5 protein-coding genes are annotated in these 21,643 nt (G+C 62.5%); 1 reads left to right on the forward strand and 4 read right to left on the reverse strand.

Annotation, left to right across the window (positions count from 1 at the left end; all coding sequences use genetic code 11):
- Window positions 1–20: 20 nt before the first annotated feature.
- The 3 genes from DNK50_RS15105 to DNK50_RS15115 form a co-directional block, all read right to left on the reverse strand.
- A complete protein-coding gene (locus DNK50_RS15105) occupies window positions 21–974 on the reverse strand; it encodes an alpha/beta hydrolase (protein WP_112194871.1) in 954 nt (317 codons plus the stop codon).
- A gap of 61 nt (window positions 975–1,035) precedes the next feature.
- Window positions 1,036–15,927, reverse strand: coding sequence for a non-ribosomal peptide synthase/polyketide synthase (locus tag DNK50_RS15110; protein WP_112194873.1), 14,892 nt, complete (start codon window positions 15,925–15,927; stop codon window positions 1,036–1,038).
- A gap of 132 nt (window positions 15,928–16,059) precedes the next feature.
- Window positions 16,060–17,709 (reverse strand): cyclic peptide export ABC transporter, encoded by a 1,650-nt coding sequence (locus tag DNK50_RS15115; RefSeq protein ID WP_112194875.1) that lies wholly within the window; start codon window positions 17,707–17,709, stop codon window positions 16,060–16,062.
- Window positions 17,710–18,139: 430 nt separating this feature from the next.
- Between DNK50_RS15115 and DNK50_RS15120 the strand changes: the two genes are divergently transcribed.
- Window positions 18,140–20,632 carry a TonB-dependent siderophore receptor gene (locus DNK50_RS15120; protein WP_099584233.1) on the forward strand — a complete coding sequence of 831 codons (2,493 nt, stop codon included), beginning with the start codon at window positions 18,140–18,142 and terminating at the stop codon, window positions 20,630–20,632.
- A 107-nt stretch (window positions 20,633–20,739) separates the two neighbouring features.
- Here the strand turns inward: DNK50_RS15120 and DNK50_RS15125 are convergent, their stop codons facing one another.
- Window positions 20,740–21,612, reverse strand: a complete 873-nt coding sequence (locus tag DNK50_RS15125) for a formylglycine-generating enzyme family protein (RefSeq protein WP_112194877.1) — start codon at window positions 21,610–21,612, stop codon at window positions 20,740–20,742.
- Window positions 21,613–21,643: the final 31 nt, after the last annotated feature.

Genomic DNA, 21,643 nt, shown 5'->3' on the forward strand with positions numbered 1-21,643 from the left:
CGGGAATGCTCAAGTGGCGCTTAGCGCTGTTCCCCCAACCAGCTCAACACCCCTTCATAAATACCCGCAACCGCACCGGTAATACCGTTCATGCGCAGAAAGTCATGGGTCAACCCCGACTCTACGTGCAGGCTCACCGCTGTGCCGCTCGCCGCCAGCATCTGGGCGTAAGCCTGTCCTTCGTCATACAGCGGATCGTATTGGGCCAGGCTGATATAGGCCGGGGCCAATGCTGTCAGCCCCTGCGCCAGCAGTGGCGAGACCCGCCAGTCGAGGCGCTGTTGGGCATCCGGGCAATAGTGGTGGTAGAACCATTGCAGCGTGGCCGTTTCCAGCAGGTAATCCTCGGCATACTGGCGATGGGAATCACGCTGCCGCGAGGTATCGGTGACGGGGTAAAACAGCAACTGGGCCCAGGGTTTGAACGCCAGTTGCAGCGGCGCTTTCACTGCGGTGATCGCCAGGACGGTCGCCAGCGTTGCCCCCACACTGTCACCTGCCAGGGTAATCCGGTTGTTGTCCAGTTGCAGGTTGCCAGCCTGTTCGGCCAGCCAATTGGCGGCGTCAAGGCTGTCATTGACAGCGGTCGGGAAGCTCGCCTGTGGCGCCAGACGGTAAGCGGGCGCGAACACCGCGTACTCGCCGCTGGCCGCGAGCCTGCGGCAGATGGAGTCGTGGGAGTCCAGGCTGCCCACCACATAACCGCCGCCGTGGAAATACGCAATCACCGGCAATTGCGCGGTGCCCGGCGCCCGGTATAGGCGGGCGGGCAAGGCATGGCCATCGCGGGCGGTGAACGTCAGTTGGCTGACCACCACCGACCCTGGCGGGCTGGGGTCGAGAATGGCCGAAGTCTGTTCGAACTCCCGCCGTGCCTGTTCAACACTCAGTGCGTGCATGGGTTGGCTTTTACCGGTCAGGCGACCCATCTGTGCCAATTCCAGAAAACCTTCGAGATCAGGGTCCAGGGGCATTGCATGTTCCTTGTGAAATAGGCTGAAGCGCCGCCCCTGACCATCAGGGGCGGCGACGGTTTCAACTGGCTACGGGTTGCAGCGCCAGGTGCTGCAACAGACCCTGAAGCAGGGTCGGGTGGTTGAGAATGTCGTAGTGGCCGGCGGCGATCTGTTCGTTGCTCCGGGCGCTGGCCATGTTCGATGCAGGCTGGCCGGCAATCGCCTTGGCCCACCAGCAATGGGCCTGCGCCCGGGTGGGCGGCAAGCCGTCCAGGCGCGTGGACAACGCCTTGAGTTTCATCGCTACCTGGAAGGTGTGAGCCAGCTCCTCGGTGCTGATTGCGGCGTACGCCGAACGGGCGGCAGCACCTGCCTGGACCTGCGCGATCAGCTGCTCCAGCGCCGTGCTGTCCGTCGTCGCCCCGACCTCAAAGGTTGGCAACTCCTCGGCCGAGAGGCCGAACAGTACCGCGAGGAACCCGCGCAGGTCCTCGCTCCAGTCGTCACTCAAGACGTCCTCGCCAGTGGGTACAAAACTGTCCACCAGGCCGAGGAACTCCACGCGTTGGCCCTGGCTTTCCAGCTCCTGGGCCACCAGCACCGCAAGGGTGCCACCCAGCGACCAGCCCATCAGGTGGTAAGGGCCGCTGGCTTGCTGCTGGCGGATGTACTGGCTGTAATCGATGGCCATGGACGCCAGCGAATCATCGTTCCACTGACGGTCCAGCAGCATGCGACATTGCAGGCCGTAGACGCTGCGCTGTCCATCCAGGCGACGGGCCAGGGGCTCGTAGTCGAACACAGTGCCAAAACCGGCATGCAGGCAGAACAGCGGCGCGCTGAGCGTTGTTTCACTGTTGAGCAGCAGCAGCGGATTGAGGCTCGCATCGTCTTCGGCAAACCCGGACAACTCAGCGATGGTGGGCTTGCCGATCATGTCCCGCAGTTTCAGCTCGATGCCGATATCCGGTTGGCTGCGCACCTTCGACAGCACCTTGAGAATGCGCAGCGAGTCGCCGCCCAATTCGAAGAAGTTGTCGGTGACGCCCACGCTCTCTAGTTCCAGCACCTCCTGCCAGATCGCCGCCAGTTGTGCCTCCAACGAATTGCGCGGTGCAACGAAGGCGCGGCCCTTGAAATCCGGGTCAGGCAGGGCCAGGCGGTCCAGCTTGCCGTTGGGGTTGAGTGGGAAAGCTGGGAGCGCGAGGATTTGCGCCGGCACCATGTAGTCGGGCAATTCCACCTGCAAAGCCGCTCGCAGGCGTTCGCCCAGCCCGGCCGAAGCGTCGGCTACCACGTAACCGATCAGTTGCTTGCCGCCGGCGGTATCGCGGGCGACCACCACGGCGTCTTGCACATCCGGGATCTCGCGCAGGCGTGACTCAATTTCTCCCAGCTCGATCCGGAAACCACGGATTTTCACCTGGTTGTCCAGGCGGCCAAGGTAGTCGATCACGCCGTCGGGGCGCTGGCGCACCAGATCCCCGGTGCGATACAGGCGTGTGCCGTCGGCAGCGAACGGGTCAACCACAAACCGTTCGGCGCTCAGGCCGGGCCGCTGGTGATACCCACGGGCAACGCCTTCGCCGCCGATGTACAACTCGCCCGCCACACCATCGGGCAGGGGGTTGAGGTGTTCGTCCAGCACATACAGGGTACGTTCACCGATGCGGGTGCCGATCGGCGCGTACACCGCGTCGCAGCGTTCATCGACACTCACTTTCCACAGCAGCGGGGTCACCACGGTTTCGGTGGGGCCGTACCCGTTGGTCAGGTACTGCGGCTTGAGCACGCGCTTGACCAACTCGAAGTTGGCCTCTGCCACCGCGTCGCCGCCGAAGCAGTAAATGCGCACGGGCGGTGGTGCATCGATTTGGCTGTCGCCGTACTCGGCCAGCTGTTGCAGATACGCCGGGGGGAAGCACGCGATGCTGATGCTGTGCGCGTGCAGCGCCTGCCAGGTTTCTTCCGGTGTCCACAGCTGGTTACCCCTGACGACCAGGCATCCGCCGCTTTGCAGCGTCGATAGCCAACGCTCTTGGGCACCGTCGAAGGCGAACGACATGAACAGCAATTCACGGGTGCTGCTGTCCATCTCGTAACGCTCGGCGATGGCCTGGCAATGCATGCGGATTTGCCCGTGGGCCACGGCCACCCCCTTGGGCTTGCCGGTGGAGCCCGAGGTGTAAATCAGATAGGCCAGGTTATGGTCGTGCACCAGGGTCGCCGGGCACGTCGCCGGCCAGTCCGACAGCGGCAGGCGATCCAGCTCGATAAGCGTCGCCTCGCCCAGGCCGTCGAAGCGCGACCGCAGCGAGTGCTGGCTGATCAGTACGCTCATGGCAGAGTCTTCGACGATCCACTGCACGCGGTCCTGTGGGTAGTCGATGTCCAGGGGCACGTAGGCGGCGCCGGTTTTCATGACGCCATAGAACGCGACAATGACGTCCACCGAGCGCTCCAGAGCGACGCCGACGAACATCTCCGGGCCGATGCCCTGGGCCATGAGGCAGTGGGCCAGGCGGTTGGCCCGCGCATCCAGTTCGCCGTAGCTCAACGCGATACCGTCGCACACGACCGCCACTGCGTCTGGCCGCTCCAGTGCGTGTTGCCGGATCACCTGTGCCAGGTGCGCGCGTGGCGCCTTGGCTGGGTTCAGGTGGTTGCGTTGCAGCAACAATTGCTGTTCGGGGCCTGCCAGCATGTTGAGGCTGCCGACGTTGGCCTGGGCGTTGTTCAGCAGTTCCAGCAGCAGGGTTTCAAAGCTGCGCAGGATTTGTGCGGTGGCGGCCTCGGTAAAGCGGTTGCGCAGGTACAGGAACTCGATCTTCAGGGTGTGGCCGAGGTTGATCGCCAGGTCCATGGCAAAGTTGGTCACATCGCGGCTGCTGACGTCGCCGAAGCTCAGGTGTTCCTGCCCGGCTTCCTGCAGACGCTCGTCCACCGGATAGTTTTCAAACACCAGAATGCTGTCAAACAGCGGCTGGCCACCTTGGCCCGACCAGCGTTGTACATCCGCCAGGGACGCATGCTCGTGGTCGCGCACTTCCAGGTTATAGGCCTGCAACGCTTGCAGCCATTGGGCGACGGGCATATGCGGTTGCGGGGTCTGGATAATGGGCAACGTGTTGATAAACAGCCCGAGCATGTCCTCTGAGCCTGGCAGGCTGGCCGGACGACCCGCGACCGTCGCGCCGAAGCACACGGTGTCCTGGCCGGTATAGCGCTGCAACAGCAGTAACCAAGTGGCCTGGATCAGCGTGTTCGGCGTGACGCGCAGGCGTTGGGCCTGCTCACGCAAGTGTGCGGTTTGCCGCGTATCCCAATTCAGATACAGCGCCGCGTGGCCTTCCAACTCCATGGCCGGCTTGGGCGACAGGCTGTTGGCGAGGGACGAGGTGCCGTTCAAGTCCTGGAGCTTGGTTTTCCAGAACTGCTCCAGTACCGCTTGGGATTGATCTTGCAGCCAGCGGATGTAATCGCGGTAATGCCCGCGTTTGGGCGGTGCGGCCTGGCCGTTGTAGATCGCGAAGACTTCACCCAACAGCCGCGAGTTGGACCAGCCGTCCATGAGGATGTGGTGGCTGGTCCAGATCAGGTAGTGCGTCTGCGCGTCGAGCTGTACCAGGGTCAGGCGTGTGAGCGGTGCACGCAGAAGTTCGAAGCCACGGGCGCAATCCTGGCTCGCGAGTACTTCCAGGTCCTGTGCGCTGACGTCCCGTTGCTGCCAGTCGAGGACGTCGACTGGCATCTTCGCCGCGCGGTAGACCACTTGCAGCGGTTCGGTCAGTTGGTTGTCGGCCCAGAACCCGGTACGCAGGATTTCATGGCGCTCAATCACGGCGTTCCAGGCGGCGGTGAACCGCGCAACGTCCAGGCCGGTGACCGAGACGGCCATCTGGTTCACGTACAGTGCGCTTTCCGGTGCTTCCAGTGTGTGGAACAGCATGCCCTGTTGCATCGCCGACAACGGGTAGAGGTCTTCGAGCTGTGGCAACGGCACCGGCAGGCGGTCCAGTTGCGCCTGGCTGATACGCGCCAGCGCAAAGTCGGACGGCGTGACCCCCATGTTGGCGGTGTCGCAGCAGTGCTCGATCAGGGCCAGCAACTCGCGCTTGAGGTCATCGGCCAGGTGCGCAATGGTCGCCTCGTCGAACATCTCACGGCTGAATTGCCAGCCCAGGGTCAGTTCATCGCCGTATACCTGGCCATTGAGGCTCAGCCAGTTGCCCAGTGGCGCATCCGGCGCCTGCTCACGGCCGCTGCCTTCGGCGGCGGGGGCCAGCAACGAGCCCTGTTTGGCATCGAAGCTGCCATCGAACTGGCCCAGGTAGTTGAAGGTGATGCGTGGCGCCGGCAAGGCGCCGAGGCTGGCCCGTGCCTGCGGCGTGCCGAGGTAGCGCAGGGCGCCATAGCCCAAGCCCTTGTCGGGGATTGCCCGCAACTGTTCCTTGATCTGCTTGATGGAGTCGCCAAGGGTGCCGGCCGGTACCAGCTTGACCGGGAACAGGCTGGTGAACCAACCCACCGTGCGAGTCAGGTCGATGTCATCGAACAGGTCTTCGCGGCCATGGCCTTCCAGCTCCACCAGGCAATGCGCGGCGCCGGTCCAGCGGCTGATGACACGCGCCAGGGCCGTCAGCAGCAGGTCGTTGATCTGCGTGCGATAGGCCTTGGGCGCCTGTTGCAGCAACTGTCTGGTCTGCCGGGCGTCGAGGTGGGTATGCAGGGTGTGGCTGTAGCGATTGTCCAGGCTGCCATGGGGGCGTTCGCAGGGCAGATCGGGCGTGTCGGTATCGAGTTGCGCCAGCCAGTAGTGCAATTCGTCCTGGGCGGTGGGTTGTTGCGCACGCTGTTGCAGGCGCTCGGCCCAGGCCTTGACTGAACTGGTGCGGGCCGGCAATTGCACCGATTGCTGGTTGCAGACCTGTTGATAGGCGTTTTGCAGGTCTTCAAAGAGAATCCGCCAGGACACGCCATCCACTGCCAGGTGGTGAATCACCAACAGCAGGCGCTGGCTGCCGTCGGCCACGTGGATCAATACGGCGCAGATCAGCGGGCCGTGTTGCAGGTCGAGGCTGGCCTGGGCTTGATCGCACAGGTCCGGCAGTTGCTCGACGCTGGCGTCTACCTGTTGCAACTGCCAGTCGGCCATTGGCCGGTACTGGGCGCTCCAGTCGCCAGCGTGTTGCTCAAAGCTCAAACGCAGGGCGTCGTGGTGCTCAATCACTGCGAGCAACGCCTGTTGCAGTGCCTCGGCCACCAGCGGCTGGGCAGGTTGGAGCAGTACCGACTGGTTCCAGTGATGGCGCTCTGGGATCGCCGTTTCAAAAAATGCCTGGTGAATCGGCAGCAACGTGAGCGGGCCCGTGGCTGGGCCCTGGTCGATCACGTGGGCACTTGCGCCCATACGGGCCACGCTGGCCAGGCCTTGCACGGTCTGGTGCTGGAACAGTTCCTTGGGTGTAAAGCCGATGCCCTGCTGGCGGGCGCGGCTGACCACCTGGATGGAAATGATGGAATCACCGCCCAGTTCGAAGAAATTGTCGTTCAGGCCGACGCGTTCCAGTTTCAGCACGTCTTGCCAGATTGCGGCGATCTGCTGTTCCAGCGGGCTGTGTGGCGCCACGTAGGTTTTTTGCAGCAGGTTTGCATCGGGTTTCGGCAGGGCCTTGCGGTCCAGTTTGCCGTTGGGGCTCAGGGGCAGTTGATCGAGGAAGATCAACTGGGCAGGCACCATGTAGTCGGGCAGGTGTTCGCCCAGGCGTTGCTTGATGTCGCTGCGCAACTGATCTGCGTCACCGGCTTCGCTGGGCACGGCGTAGGCGACTAACTGGCCGTCGGCCGCAATCACCACGGCTTCGCGTACGCAGTCCAGTTCCATCAGGCGGGTTTCGATCTCTCCCAGCTCAATGCGCAGGCCACGGATTTTTACCTGGTGGTCGATACGGCCCCGGTATTCGATGACGCCGTCGGGACGGTAGCTGGCCAGGTCGCCGGTGCGATACAGGCGTTGGCCGTCACCGAACGGGCTGGTCATGAAGCGCTCGGCGGTAAGGGCAGGGCGGCGGTGGTAACCCCGGGCCAGGCCTTCGCCGCCCAGGTACAGCTCGCCGATCACACCGGCCGGCACCGGTTGCAGCTCGGCATCAAGGATGTAGGTGGTGAGGTTGGCGATCGGCTGGCCAATCGGCACGCTGGCCTTGCCTTCTTCGCGGCAGGTCCAGTGGGTCACGTCGATGGCGGCTTCGGTAGGGCCGTAAAGGTTGAACAACCCGGCGTTCGGCAACTTGGCGAACACCTGTTGCTGGGCGTCCACGGGCAAGGCTTCGCCGCTGCACACGATGCGTGTCAGGTGGGTGCACTGGGCGACGTTCTCGTCCAGCAGGAACACCTGCAGCATCGACGGCACGAAGTGCAGGGTCGTGACCTGGTAACGCTGAATCAGGCTGACCAGGATCGCCGGATCGCGATGGTCGCCAGGCCCGGCAACGGCCAAACGGGCGCCGGTCATCAGCGGCCAGAAGAACTCCCACACCGACACGTCGAAGCTGAACGGGGTCTTTTGCAGCACGGTGTCGTCGGCGGTCAAGGCATAGGCCTGCTGCATCCAGCACAGCCGGTTGGTCAGGGCCGCATGCCGGTTGCCGGCGCCCTTGGGCTTGCCGGTGGAACCTGAGGTGTAGATGACGTAGGCGAGGTTTTCGCCGTCAACGGCGACTTGCGGGTTGGTGTCGGCATAGCCGCTGACGTCCAGTTGGTCGAGGGCCAGCACCGGCAGCGCGGCGGGGATCGGCAACTGCGTGAGCAGGTGTTGCTGGGTCAGCAGCAAGCTAATACCGCTGTCTTCGATCATGTAGCCCAGGCGGTCTTGCGGGTATTCGGGGTCCAGCGGCACATAGGCGCCGCCGGCCTTGAGCACGGCGAGCAGGCCGATGACCATCTCCAGGCTGCGCTCGGTGGCAATGCCCACCAGTGCATCCGGGCCGACGCCCAGTTCCATCAGCTTGTGGGCAAGTTGGTTGGCGCGCTGGTTGAGCTGGCGATAGCTCAGTTGATGGTCGCCGAACACCAATGCCGGCGCATCGGGCGTGGCGGCCGCTTGGGCTTCGATCAATTGCTGGACGCTGTGGTCGAGCGGGTAGTGGGTGGTGGTGGCGTTCCACGCGCTGACGATCTGCTGCTGCTCGGCGTGGTCCAGCATCGCCAGGTCGGCCAGCCGCTGTTGCGGGTCGGCAATGAGGCTTTGCAGCAAGTGCAGCCAGTGCCGTCCCAGGCGCTCGATGGTAGTGGCGTCGAACAGGTCGGTGGCGTAGGTGAGTGTTGCGCTCAAGCCCTCGGCCGATTCGCTGGTGCTGAGGGTCAGGTCAAATTGCGAGGTGCTGCCCTCCCAGTCCAATCCCTCGACCTGCAACGCCAAAGGCAGTGACGGGCGTTCGGTGGCGCTGGGTTTGTCGGCACTCTGGTGGTTGAACATCACCTGGAACAGCGGGTTGTGGCTGAGGCTGCGCTCCGGTTGCAAGGCCTCCACCAGTTGCTCGAACGGCAGGTCCTGATGCGCCTGGGCATCCAGTGCATGTTGCTTGACCTGTTGCAGCAGAGCCTCGACCCGCAGGTGCGAGCTGAACTCGGCTTTCATGACTTGGGTGTTCACGAAGAAGCCGATCAGCCCCTCGGTTTCGACCCGGTTGCGGTTGGCAATCGGCACACCGACGCGAATATCGTTCTGGCCGCTGTAGCGGTGCAACAGCGCCTGGAAAGACGCCAGCAACAGCATGAACGGCGTCACACCCAGGCGATGGGCAAAGGCTTGCACTGCATCGCCCAGGCCAGGCGTGAGGGTAAGTGACAGGTGGGCACCCCGGTAGCTTTGTTCAGCCGGGCGCGGGCGATCTGTCGGCAACTCCAATACGCTGTTTTCGCCGGCCAACTGGCCGGTCCAGTAGGCCAGTTGACGTTCGCGCTCGCCGGCTTGCATCCATTGCCGTTGCCAGGCGGCATAGTCGGCGTACTGGATGGGCAACGGCGCCAGCGAGTGAGGCTGCCCCGCCTGGGCGGCGCCATACAGGCTGATCAGTTCCTCCACCATCAACTGCACCGACCAGCCATCGGAAACGATGTGGTGCTGGGTAAGTACCAGTACATGTTCATCGTCCGCCAGGCGCAGCAGCCTGACTCGCAGCAGCGGGCCGTTTTGCAGGTCGAACAGTTGCCGGGTTTCGTGCTCCACAAACGTCTTGATCGTGGCGTCGTCCGGTGTGCCGCTCAGCGTCTCGACCACCAGCGCCAGCGGCGCATGGTCGGCGATGATTTGGCGCGGTTGTTCGTTTTCCACCACGAAGGTGGTACGCAGTGCCTCGTGACGGGCGATCAGTTGATTGAACGCTTGCTCCAGCGCCGCGACATCCAGCGCGCCTTTGAGACGCAGTGCGGCCGGCAAGTGGTACGCGGCGCTATGCGGGTCCAATTGCCAGAGGAACCACTGGCGCTCCTGCGCGTAGGACAGGGGCAGCGATTGAGTGCGTTCGACGGGCACCAGTGGCAGCTCATGCTGCCGTGCGCGACCGTCCAGGCCGGCGACGAAATCCCCGAGCACGCTGCGTTCGAACAGGCTGCGCAGGGCGACATCCAGCCCCAGGGCCTGACGCACCCTGGAAATGATCTGCGTCGCCAGCAACGAATGGCCGCCGAGTGCGAAGAAGTCATCCGTGAGGCCCACCTGCTCAAGGTTGAGCACGCTTTGCCAGATTCCGGCGACCTGGGTTTCCAGGGCCGTTCGCGGCGCCACATAGTGGTTTTGCTGTTGGCTGGCATCCGGCTTGGGCAGCGCTTTACGGTCCAGCTTGCCGTTCGGGCTCAGGGGCAGCACATCAAGGAACATCAGGAAGCCCGGCACCATGTAGTCCGGCAGCACGGCGGCCAACGCGGCCTTGATCGACTGACGCAGCTCTGCGTGCGGCACGGCCGTGGCATGGGGCACCACATAACCCACCAACTGCAAGCCGCTGGCTGCCGGTTGGGCGAGGACGATGGCGTCTCGCACCACGTCTTGCTCCAGCAGTCGGGCCTCGATTTCGCCCAACTCGATACGGAAACCGCGAATCTTCACCTGATGGTCGATCCGGCCGACATATTCGATCACCCCCTCGGGGGTGTAGCGCGCCAGGTCGCCGGTGCGGTACAAGCGGCCGCCGCCTTGGCTGAACGGGTCGGGCATGAAGCGCTCGGCCGTCAGGTCCGGGCGATTGAAATAACCGCGTGCCAGCAACTCGCCGCCGATCATCAGTTCGCCCACCACGCCAATCGGCGCCGGGGCACCGCTGTCGTCCAGCAGGTAAATGCTGCGCCCGGCCAGAACCTTGCCGATGGGCATGGTCAGTGGCGTCGGGCGGGCGCCGGTTACGTAGTCGGTGCAATCGAGGGCAGTGACCGTGACCGTGGCTTCAGTAGGGCCATAGGTGTTGAGCAATTTGACGTGGCCAAGGCCGGCCTGGCTCCACGCGGCGAGGCCTTCCGGCGGCATGGCTTCACCACCGGCGTGTACTTGCTTGAGTCGCCCGTAATCCCGTGGGCCCGCCGCGGCAAAATCCTTGGCCAGCAGGTTCCAGTAGGCCGTGGTCAGGTCGACCACACTGATCTGGTGTTTGAGCAGTGCGCGGTAGAACGTCTCGGTGTCCCAGATTTCAGTGCCGCGCAGCACCACCGACGCGCCGCAGATCAGTGCCGGGTACAACTGCTCGACGAAACCGTCGAAGTTGAAGGTGGAAAACTGCAGGATGCGGTCGCCGCCATTGAGATTGAAAAACCCCAGCGACACATAGGCATGGCGAGTCAGCGAGGAGTGGTTGATGCCCACGCCTTTTGGCCGGCCCGTGGAACCAGAGGTGAACATCACATACGCAAGGTTATCGGCATGGGCACGATTGACCAGGTTGCTATCGTCCAGATCGACCCAGGCTTGGTTCTGGTCCAGGCACAGGTGCGCCACATCGGCAGGAATCGTCAGGCGTTCGCGCAAGTGGCCCTGGGTCAGCATCAGTTGCGTGCCGCTGTCTTCGATCATGCACAGCAACCGATCCTGCGGGTATTCCGGGTCCAGGGGCACGTAGGCGCCGCCGGCCTTGAGCACCGCCAGCAAGCCGATGATCATGTCCAGGCCGCGCTCCACGGCAATCCCCACCAGCACGTCGGGCCCGACGCCCAGGCTCACCAGATGGCGGGCCAGGCGATTGGCCTGGGCGTTGAGTTCGGCGTAGCTCAGCTGGCGGTCTTCGAAGAGCAAGGCCGGGGCTGATGGTTGCTTCGCCACCTGGGCTTCAAACAACTGATGGACCCGTTGTTCACTTGGGTATTCGAGGGTGGCACTGCTCCAGTCATGGAGCATCAGGTGCCGTTCTTCACGCCCAAGCATGTCCAGTTCACCCAGGCGTTGCTGCGGGTTACGGACGATGGCCTGCAACAGGTTTTGCCAATGCCCGGCCAGACGCTGGACGGTTGAGGCTTCAAACAGGTCGATGGCATAGGTGAGGGTGGCCAGCAGATCGTCGGCGGACTCGGTGGTATCCAGCGAGAGGTCGAACTGGGTGCTGGGCAACGTGCCTTCCAAGACTTCAAGGCTCAGGCCGGGCAAGCTGACGCTGTGTTGGGGCTGCACGCTGGCATGGTTGTACATGACTTGGAACAGCGGGCTATGGCTGAGGCTGCGCTCCGGTTGCAGGGCTTCCACCAGTTGCTCGAAGGGCAGGTCCTGGTGAGCCTGGGCCTGTAAGGCATGGTGTTTGACCTGTTGCAACACGTCGACAAACCGCGCCTGGCCGTCGAGTTCTGCACGCAATACCTGGGTGTTGACGAAAAACCCGATCAGCCCTTCGGTTTCCACGCGGTTGCGGTTGGCAATCGGCACACCGACACGGATGTCGGTTTGCCCGCTGTAGCGATGCAACAGGGTTTGGAACGAGGCCAGCAACAGCATGAACAACGTCACGCCTTGCTGCTGGGCCAATTGCTTGAGCGACTGATTCAACGGGTGGCCCAGCGCAAGTTCCAGTTGGGCGCCGCGGTAGCTCTGCTCGGACGGCCGGGTGTGGTCGGCGGGCAGTTCCAATACCGTCTGCTCGCCACCCAACTGTTCGGTCCAGTAGGCCAGTTGGCGCTCGCGCTCTCCAGCTTCCATCCACTGACGCTGCCACACGCCATAGTCGGCGTACTGCACAGGCAGGTCGGGCAGGCTGGCGGGTTGCTGCTGGCTGAAACCTGCGTACAGGGCAATCAGCTCCTGGATCATCACGTTGATCGACCAGCCATCGGAGACAATATGGTGCTGGGTGAGGATCAGGACGTGATCGTCATCCGCCAGTTTCAGCAGTTTTACCCTGAGCAGCGGGCCGTGCTGCAAGTCGAACAGCTGCTGGATTTCGTGTTCAACACACGCCTGGATCACTTGCTGGTCTGCGCCCGGCCGTGACTCGACGGTGATTGCCAGCGGGGCGTGGGCGGCGATCCGTTGCACGGCACGCTCGCCGTCCTGGGCGAACGAAGTGCGCAGGCTTTCATGGCGCTCGATCAGGTGGTCAAAGCTGCGCTGCAGTGCATGGGTGTCCAGATGGCCTCGCAGGCGCAGGGCCGCCGGGATGTGGTACGCGGTGCTTTGAGGGTCCAGTTGCCAGAGGAACCACTGGCGTTCCTGGGCATACGACAGGCGCAGCGGCTGATCGCGTGCGACCCGTACCAAGGGCGGCTCATGGCGGGCCGGTTCTTGCTCCAGGGTGGCCACGAACGCCTGCAAGGTGCTGCACTCGAACAGGTTGCGCAGGGGCACATCGGTGTTCAGGGCATGCCGCACACGGGAGACGACCTGGGTGGCCAGCAGTGAATGACCGCCCAACTCAAAGAAGTCATCGTGCAGGCCGACGGTTTCACGCTTGAGCACGTCTTGCCAGATCGCGGCGATCTGCTGTTCCAGCGGGCTGTGCGGCGCCACGTAGGTTTTTTGCAGCAGGTTTGCATCGGGTTTCGGCAGGGCCTTGCGGTCCAGTTTGCCGTTGGGGCTCAGGGGCAGTTGATCGAGGAAGATCAACTGGGCAGGCACCATGTAGTCGGGCAGGTGTTCGCCCAGGCGTTGCTTGATGTGGCTGCGCAGTTCATCTGCGTCACCGGCTTCGCTGGGCACGGCGTAGGCGACTAACTGGCCGTCGGCCGCAATCACCACGGCTTCGCGTACGCAGTCCAGTTCCATCAGGCGGGTTTCGATCTCTCCCAGCTCAATGCGCAGGCCACGAATTTTTACCTGGTGGTCGATACGGCCCCGATATTCGATGACGCCGTCGGGACGGTAGCTGGCCAGGTCGCCGGTGCGATACAGGCGTTGGCCGTCACCGAACGGGCTGGTCATGAAGCGCTCGGCGGTAAGGGCAGGGCGGCGGTGGTAGCCCCGGGCCAGGCCTTCGCCGCCCAGGTACAGCTCGCCGATCACACCGGCCGGCACCGGTTGCAGCTCGGCATCGAGGATGTAGGTGGTGAGGTTGGCGATCGGCTGGCCAATCGGCACGCTGGCCTTGCCTTCTTCGCGGCAGGTCCAGTGGGTCACGTCGATGGCGGCTTCGGTAGGGCCGTAGAGGTTGAACAGCCCGGCGTTCGGCAACTTGGCGAACACCTGTTGCTGGGCATCCACGGGCAAGGCTTCGCCGCTGCACACGATGCGTGTCAGGCGGGTGCACTGGGCCACGTTCTCGTCCAGCAGGAACACCTGCAGCATCGACGGCACGAAGTGCAGGGTCGTGACCTGGTAACGCTGAATCAGGCTGACCAGGATCGCCGGATCGCGATGGTCGCCAGGCCCGGCAACGGCCAAACGGGCGCCGGTCATCAGCGGCCAGAAGAACTCCCACACCGACACGTCGAAGCTGAACGGGGTCTTTTGCAGCACGGTGTCGTCGGCGGTCAAGGCATAGGCCTGCTGCATCCAGCACAGCCGGTTGGTCAGGGCCGCATGCCGGTTGCCGGCGCCCTTGGGCTTGCCGGTGGAACCTGAGGTGTAGATGACGTAGGCGAGGTTTTCGCCGTCAACGGCGACTTGCGGGTTGGTGTCGGCATAGCCGCTGACGTCCAGTTGGTCGAGGGCCAGCACCGGCAGCGCGGCGGGGATCGGCAACTGCGTGAGCAGGTGTTGCTGGGTCAGCAGCAGGCCAATACCGCTGTCTTCGATCATGTAGCTCAGGCGGTCTTGCGGGTATTCCGGGTCCAGCGGCACATAGGCGCCGCCGGCCTTGAGCACGGCGAGCAGGCCGATGACCATCTCCAGGCTGCGCTCGGTGGCAATGCCCACCAGTGCATCCGGGCCGACGCCCAGGGCCATCAGCTTGTGGGCGAGTTGGTTGGCGCGCTGGTTGAGCTGGCGATAGCTCAGTTGATGGTCGCCGAACACCAATGCCGGCGCATCGGGCGTGGCGGCCGCTTGGGCTTCGATCAATTGCTGGACGCTGTGGTCGAGCGGGTAGTGGGTGGTGGTGGCGTTCCACGTACTGACGATCTGCTGTTGCTCGGCGTGGTCCAGCATCGGCAGGTCGGCAACCCGCTGTTGTGGGTCGGCAATGAGGCTGTGCAGCAAGCGCAGCCAGTGGCGTCCCAGGCGTTCAATCGTCGCCGCGCCAAACAATGCGGTGCTGTACTCGATGCTCGCGGTGATGTGCTGTGGCGCGTAGTCCACGTCCATCGACAGGTCGAACTTGGCCTCATGTTGCGCCACCGGCAGGAACGTCAGGCTCAACTCACCCAGCTTCAGCGCGCCGGTTTGTTCCTGGCTCACACGCCAGTTGAACAGGGTCTGGAACAGCGGATTGGCCTGTGTGCTGCGTTGCAGTTGCAGGTGCTCAATGATCAGTTCAATCGGGTAGTCGGCATGTTCCATGGCCGCCCGCGATTGCTGGCGCAACGCTTGGAGAAACTCGCCTGTGGTCAGGTCGTCGGTGAGTTGCGTGCGGTAGATCTGGCTGCTGACGAAGAACCCCACCAGGTCCTGGGTCTCGCTCTGATTGCGGCCTGCATTTGGCACGCCGACAGTGAAGTCCTGCTGGCCGCTGTAGCGGCTGAGCAGCAGTTGCCAAGTGCCCAGCAGCACGATAAACGGCGTCACCTCCTGTTGCTGGCAGAAGCCTTGCAACTGTTGGCTCAGGGCTGAGGGCACTGACAGCTGGAGATTGCCGGCGCGGTGCTGTTGTCCGGCATTGCGGGGGAACTCGGTAGGCAGGTCCAGCGTGGGAATCTCGCGTCCCAGGTAATCCGTCCAATACTCGGCGGCGCGCTGTTGTTCAGGCGTGTTCGGGTACTCCTCGCGCTGCCAGCGGGCGTAGTCGGCGTACTGGATGGCAGGTCGCGCCAACGGCGTCGTGTCGCCCTGGCAGGCGCGTTGGTAAGCCTGGATCAGGTCGTGCATCAGGATCGGGTTGGACCAGGCGTCCGAGGCGATGTGGTGCATGTTCAACAGCAGGATGTGGTCATCGCGCTCAAGTTTGATCAGGGTGGCGCGAATCAGCGGCGCACGCGCCAGGTCAAACGGCGCACCGGCCTCGGCGGCCAGGCGCTCGGTGACGGCGGCGGTACGCGCGTGTGGTGCCAGGCCGGACAGGTCCTCTTCGCGCAAGTGGATGCGGGCTTGCGGGTCGAGCACTTGCCGGGGTTCATCATCAACGGTGTGGAATGCGGTTTTCAGCACGTCGTGCCGGTCGATGACCTGTTGCAAGGCTGCACCGAGCGCCGGTGTATCCAGCGGGCCGCGCAGGTGCAGTGCGTTGGGCAGGTTGTAGGCGCTGCTGTCGGGCGAGAGCTGTTGCAGGAACCACAGGCGTTGTTGGGCGAAGGACAGGGGAGTGGGGCCGCGATGGGGGGAAGCCTTGATGGAATGCTCTGAACCGACGTCGTCGGCCATCAACAAAGCCAGCAAGTCGTCGTCGGGGAGTTGATTCAGTGGGTTCATGTTTGGTCTCGTCGCCATCGGCTGCGTAAATATGCGTTGTCAGAAAGACGAAGCGTGGCCAACGAGATTTAGGTGTGACGTGGGACTTGGCGGGCAAGCGGCGAGCGGCAGGGCGCTCGCCGGAGGGTGAGGTCAGGCGAAAGCTTTTTCGGTGATGACGCGCCCGGCTTCCATGCGCACCAATTGGTCGGCGATATCGAAATAACGATCATCGTGGGAGATCACGATGATGGTCTTGCCCAGGCGCTTGAGGTCCGGCAGCAGCTCTGTGTAGAACACGCGGCGGAAGGTCGGGTCCTGGTCGGCGGCCCATTCGTCGAAGACCAGCACTGGACGCTCGTCGAGCCAGGCGTTGATCAGCGCCAGGCGCTTGCGCTGCCCGGTGGAGAGGTCGGTGGTGGTGAACGCGCCATCGCGAATGCTGACCTTGTGCGCGATTTCCATGCGCTCCAGGTACTGGTTGGCGTCGTCCGGCAGGGCCTTGTCGCTTTGCACCAGTTCGTCGAACAGGTAGTAGTCGGCAAAAATGGTGGTGAACATCTGCCGGTAATCGTCCAGGCCGTGGGCGTCCACCGTTGTGCCGTTGAGGCGGATCTCACCTTGCTGCGGGGTATACAGGCCCAGCAGCAACTTGATCAGGGTGGTCTTGCCGCAGCCGTTTTCACCGACGATAAACAGGATTTCCCCAGGCTCGATGGTCAGGTTCACCGGGCCCAGCTTGAAAGGCGCGCTGCCTTCCACGGGCGGGAACGCGTACTGCACGTCGCGCAACTCCAGATGCTTCATGGCCGGCGTGCGGCTCTCATCGGCGTCGAGCAGCAAGTGCGGTTCCGGCGACGAGAAGCGTTCGGACAGGTCGGCAATGCGGCGGAAGGCGATCTGTGCGCGGCTGATAATCGGCAGGTTGGCGATCAGGTTCTCCAGCGGGCCTTTCATGTAGAGCAGTACCAGGACAAAGCCGCTCATCATCGCAGGGTTGTTGCTGGGCCAGAACGATTGCAGGGTCAGCGCCAGGCCGATGACCACGAAGAACAGCATCGAACCCAGGCTTTTGGCGATCACGAAAATATTGATCGAGCGCACGTGGGTGTCGCAGATGTGGTCGGCGGTGGCCTGGATATTGCGGGTCAGCATGGCGTGGCGGCGCTTGCGGTGGATCCGCAGTTCCTTGGCGCCCTCGGCGATGGCCGAGTAGTGTTTTTGCAGGTTGTCTTCCGCTTCCCGCGCCGCGTAGAAGCCTTTGATGCCTTTGCTTTGCGCGATGAACTGGATGGCTGAGCCAATGCCGATGGCCAGCAGGGTCATGATGAAGATCGGCAGCGAGAGGCTCGCCAGGTAGCCCAGGCAGCCGAGGATGACGGTGATGGAAATGGCCAGCGGGGCAAAGGCGAAGGCGAAGTCGCTGATGGTGTCGACGTCGTGGGTCAGTACCGGAATAAGGCGATGGCTGCGGTAGCGTTCGATCTGTTCGATCGGTGCTGACAGTACCTTGGCGCCGAGGTCCTTGCGCAGCCTGGCAATGACTTTTTGCCCGACGAAGTTGCTGCCGATGTCGGCGGCAATGCTGCTGAGCAGGGCGAGCAGGCACAGGCCGGCGAAGGCCAGGACCACGGCGGTGGTGAGGCCGGACTCGCTGTGCAGGCCCTGGTTGACCGTGGCAAGCAGGGCCGTGACGCTCACGCCTCCGAGGATGCCGAACAGAATCGACAGGATGACGGTGTAGCGATACGGCTTGAGCAGGCTCAAGAGTTCACTGAGGGCGCTACGCGGTTTTGCAGTCATGAAACTACCTCGGTCGCGACGTGGCTACGTGCTAAGGGCGAGTGGAGGCCCGGCGATCCATTTGATCGCTCGCGGGCTTTTGTAGGAGACGTTTCGACTGCGGCGCGATTTAGCCTTATTGCGTTGAGCGCGGGGCCTAAATTTGTCCTGCCGTCCCACGTTATAGCTTGATGCGGCCGCGTTCTTCGGTCGGCACCCGTAGGCCGGTACGCCGTTCCTCTCCCGTGGACGCTTTCATTTCGATGAGCTGGCGCGCCCGAGCATTAATAGTCCTCGCGGTTGTTGGTCGAGTGCGTTTGGAGGCGCGGTGAAAAATAAGCAGGTAAATGAGTCTGGTTTTCATTACCTGAACCGTCTTATTAACCAGAGGCGCTCAAAGACGCCACTATTTCTGCCAATCACACGCCTCACTGTTCAAGGATTGCTGTCGATGCCTTATTTCCTTTGGTTGTCTACGCCCAAGCATTACGCGCTGAAGAAATTGCCGCAGACCGTGCGTCTGATGATGCTGGGTGCCGCGCTGGCTGTGCCAGCTGCTGCCACATTGATGCCGAGCGCTGCATTTGCCCAGAGTGAAGCGGGCAAGGTTGCCTTCGCGATCCCGGCCGGTAAATTGTCGGATGCGCTGATGGCATTCGGCTCGGCTGCCGGCGTATCGATTTCCTATGATCCGGCGCTCGCCAGCCAGCGCTCCACCCCAGGGCTGAGAGGGCAGTTCGGCGTGGATGAAGGCCTGTCTCGACTGTTGTCGGGCAGTGGCTTGCAGGCCAGTCGCGAAGCGAACGGCAACTACATCGTGATGACGCCCACCAGCGGTTCTGCGCTGAACCTTGGGGCAACCACCATCAGTGCCGAGGGGCTTGGGGCGACGACCGAAAATACCGGTTCGTACACTACAGGGGCCACCAGCACGGCAACCAAGCTCCCATTGTCGTTGCGTGAAACGCCGCAGTCGGTCAGCGTGATTACCCGCCAGTTGATGGATGATCAGCATCTTTCGACGCTCAACGAAGTCCTGGCCTTCACGCCGGGCATCAGCATCAACCATCGCGACAGCGAGCGTTATTCTTTCTATTCCCGTGGCTTCTCAATCCAGAACTTCCAGTACGACGGCATTCCGTCGCAAGTGGCCAACGAGTCCCAGCAGTACACCGGCCCACTGTCTGACATGGCGATTTATGACCGCGTTGAAGTGGTGCGCGGCGCGACCGGCCTGATGAGCGGTGCAGGCACTCCGTCTGCCACCATCAACCTGGTGCGCAAGCGTCCGACCAAAGACTTCCAAGGCTACGTTTCCGGTGAAGCGGGTGCGTGGGACCGTTACCGCTCCGAGGTGGACGTGTCCGGCCCGTTGACGGAAACCGGCAACGTACGCGGGCGGTTTGTCGCGGCCTATCAGAAGCAGAACTCGTTCATTGATTGGTACAAGCAAGAAAAACGCGTGATGTACGGGGCGTTGGACATCGACTTGAGCGACGACACCACGTTACGCACCAGCCTCGATTACCAGAACAACAACGCTGATGGCACGACATACGGGCATATCCCGTTGTTCTACAACACGGGTAAGCAGACTAACTTCTCTCGTTCGTTCAACCCTGCCAGCCGTTGGGCATTCCAGGACAACACCAGTTACAACTTCAGCACCATGCTGGATCACAAGCTGGGTAATGACTGGAGTTGGAAAACCGCCTACAGCCACCAATACAGTTATCGCAAAGGGGAAGGTGCTTCTGCCAGTAATGGCGCGCCCGACCCAGTGACAGGCGTCGGCGCGAATGCCTACATCAGCCGCCTGGATAGCTATCAGACGCAAGACACCCTGGATACCTTTGCCACCGGCCCGTTCACTTTGGGCGGGCGTGAGCATGAGTTGGTGGTCGGTGCCAGCACCTCGCGCACGCACCTGAACTTCCCTGACTACGTCAGCACCGGAGCCGATGGGGACTTCGCAGCGGTGGATAATATTTTCGCCTGGGATGGTCGCCAATTCGCCAGGCCGAAGTTCGCAGAAAATGGTGGAACGGTTACGACCCTGCAGCAATCCGGGATTTACAGTGCGGTACGTCTAAAGCCATTCGATCCATTGACCGTGATTCTTGGCACCCGTGTTAGCTGGTGGGATCAGGAAGATCGCGTAACGAGCATTTCGAATCAGACCAAAGCCACTGACAAAACTCGAAAAACCGGAGTTGTCACTCCCTATGCAGGGATTGTCTACGAGCTGAATGACACGTACTCGGCATATGCCAGCTATACCAACATCTTCTTGCCGCAGACGTTCTATAAGACGGTTGATAACAAGTCTCTTGAGCCGTTGCAGGGCGATAACTATGAGATTGGTCTCAAGGGTGAGTTCTTCAACGGTGCGTTGAACGCCAGCATTGCGGTGTTTGACGTAGAACAGAAGAACAGCCCTGAGGAAGTCGCCAATCCGAACTCCAACAAGGCGGCCTATAAAGCGATCAGCGGTACCAGTACGCGCGGTGTTGAGACCGAGATCTCGGGCGAGTTGACCACTGGTTGGAACGTATTTGGTGGCTACACCTATCGTGAGTCGCACGACAAGAACGGTGAGCGTGTCCAGACCAACCAGCCTTCCAATCTCCTCAAACTCGGCACTACCTACCGCTTGCAGGGTGACCTGGAGCGTTTGACCATCGGCGGCAATGTGACCTGGCAGAGCAAGATGTACGCCGAGGGGCAAATTCCACAATATACCGGCCCTACCTACAAGGCGACGCAGGATCCGTTTGCAGTGGTGGGCCTGTTGGCGAACTACAAAGTGGATGAGCACTTGACCGTTGGTCTGAATGTAAACAACTTGTTCGATAAGAAATATTACGACGGTATTGGCACATTCGCGTCGGGCTCTTACGGCGAACCGCGCAACGCAATGATCAACGCCAAGTACGCCTTCTGATTCACTGACCCACCGGAAGCGGGCGCTCGCGCCAGCTTCCTCCAGACATAAAAAAACCGCCTGGCACATGCCAGGCGGTTTTTTTATGCCGGTTTCAGCGTGCGTTATCAGAGATCACGCACCACCCTGAAACCGATCCAGTCCCCCCGCGTCTGCGGGTAGATGGTGTTGCGGTTGCCCGAGCGCGAAAACACGGGTGCTTCGCCCCAGTCATTGCCGCGAATCTGATAGGACTCGCAGTTCGGTTCCACCCAGGCGCTACCGTCAGTCGGGGCACCGATGTAGTTGGTGTGTTCGCAGTCCGCGACGCGCTCGTAGACGTTGCCGTGCATGTCGTACATGCCGAACGCGTTCGGCGGATAGCTGCCCACGGGCGAGGAGTAACTGTAGCCGTCTGCCGGTCCATAGGTATTGGCGTGCTGGGCGATGCTGTAGCCCTTGCCTTCATCGAAGGGGAACGGGAACGGCCCGGTGGAGCCGGCGCGGGCAGCGTATTCACGTTGGGCTTCGCTGACCATGTGGTACTTCTGGCCGGTCTTTTTCGACAGCCAGGCGACGTAGGCTTTGATGTCGTCCATGTCCATGCACACCGCCGGCTGGCGCGGGCCTTGCGGGTAACGCGGCTTGCTGGCGATGCATTCGCGGCCGGGGCGCTCGTCGCCGTTGGCGATCTTCACACCGCTCTGGCGCACATAGCTGTCCCATTCACCGGCGGTGACATGGAAGCGGCTCATGGCGAACGGTTTGGCGAAGGTCACGTCATGCATCGGGCCTTCATCCGGCTCGCGGCCGACTTCATCTTCAGGCGTTCCCATGGTGAAGGTGCCGGCGGGCAGTACGACCATTTCCGGGCAGTCCTTGCAGTCCTTGAACACCTTGCCCGGTTGTGGCGCGGCGGCCTGGGCCAGGCCCGGCAGCATTGCGCTGCACAGGGCCATCAGCGCCAGGGCGCTCAAGGGTTTGGGTCGGAATGGAATCATGTGGGCATCTCGTTCAAAGGGAAAGGTAAGC

This window comes from Pseudomonas sp. LG1E9 (assembly GCF_003290225.1).
Lineage (GTDB): Bacteria > Pseudomonadota > Gammaproteobacteria > Pseudomonadales > Pseudomonadaceae > Aquipseudomonas > Aquipseudomonas cyclaminis.

What these genes read in the sequence shown, in the direction of transcription:
- DNK50_RS15105 (WP_112194871.1), bottom strand. Translation starts at nt 974, where the DNA reads ATGCCCCTGGACCCTGATCTCGAAGGTTTTCTGGAATTGGCACAGATG.
- DNK50_RS15110 (WP_112194873.1), bottom strand. Translation starts at nt 15,927, where the DNA reads ATGAACCCACTGAATCAACTCCCCGACGACGACTTGCTGGCTTTGTTG.
- DNK50_RS15115 (WP_112194875.1), bottom strand. Translation starts at nt 17,709, where the DNA reads ATGACTGCAAAACCGCGTAGCGCCCTCAGTGAACTCTTGAGCCTGCTC.
- DNK50_RS15120 (WP_099584233.1), top strand. Translation starts at nt 18,140, where the DNA reads ATGCCTTATTTCCTTTGGTTGTCTACGCCCAAGCATTACGCGCTGAAG.
- DNK50_RS15125 (WP_112194877.1), bottom strand. Translation starts at nt 21,612, where the DNA reads ATGATTCCATTCCGACCCAAACCCTTGAGCGCCCTGGCGCTGATGGCC.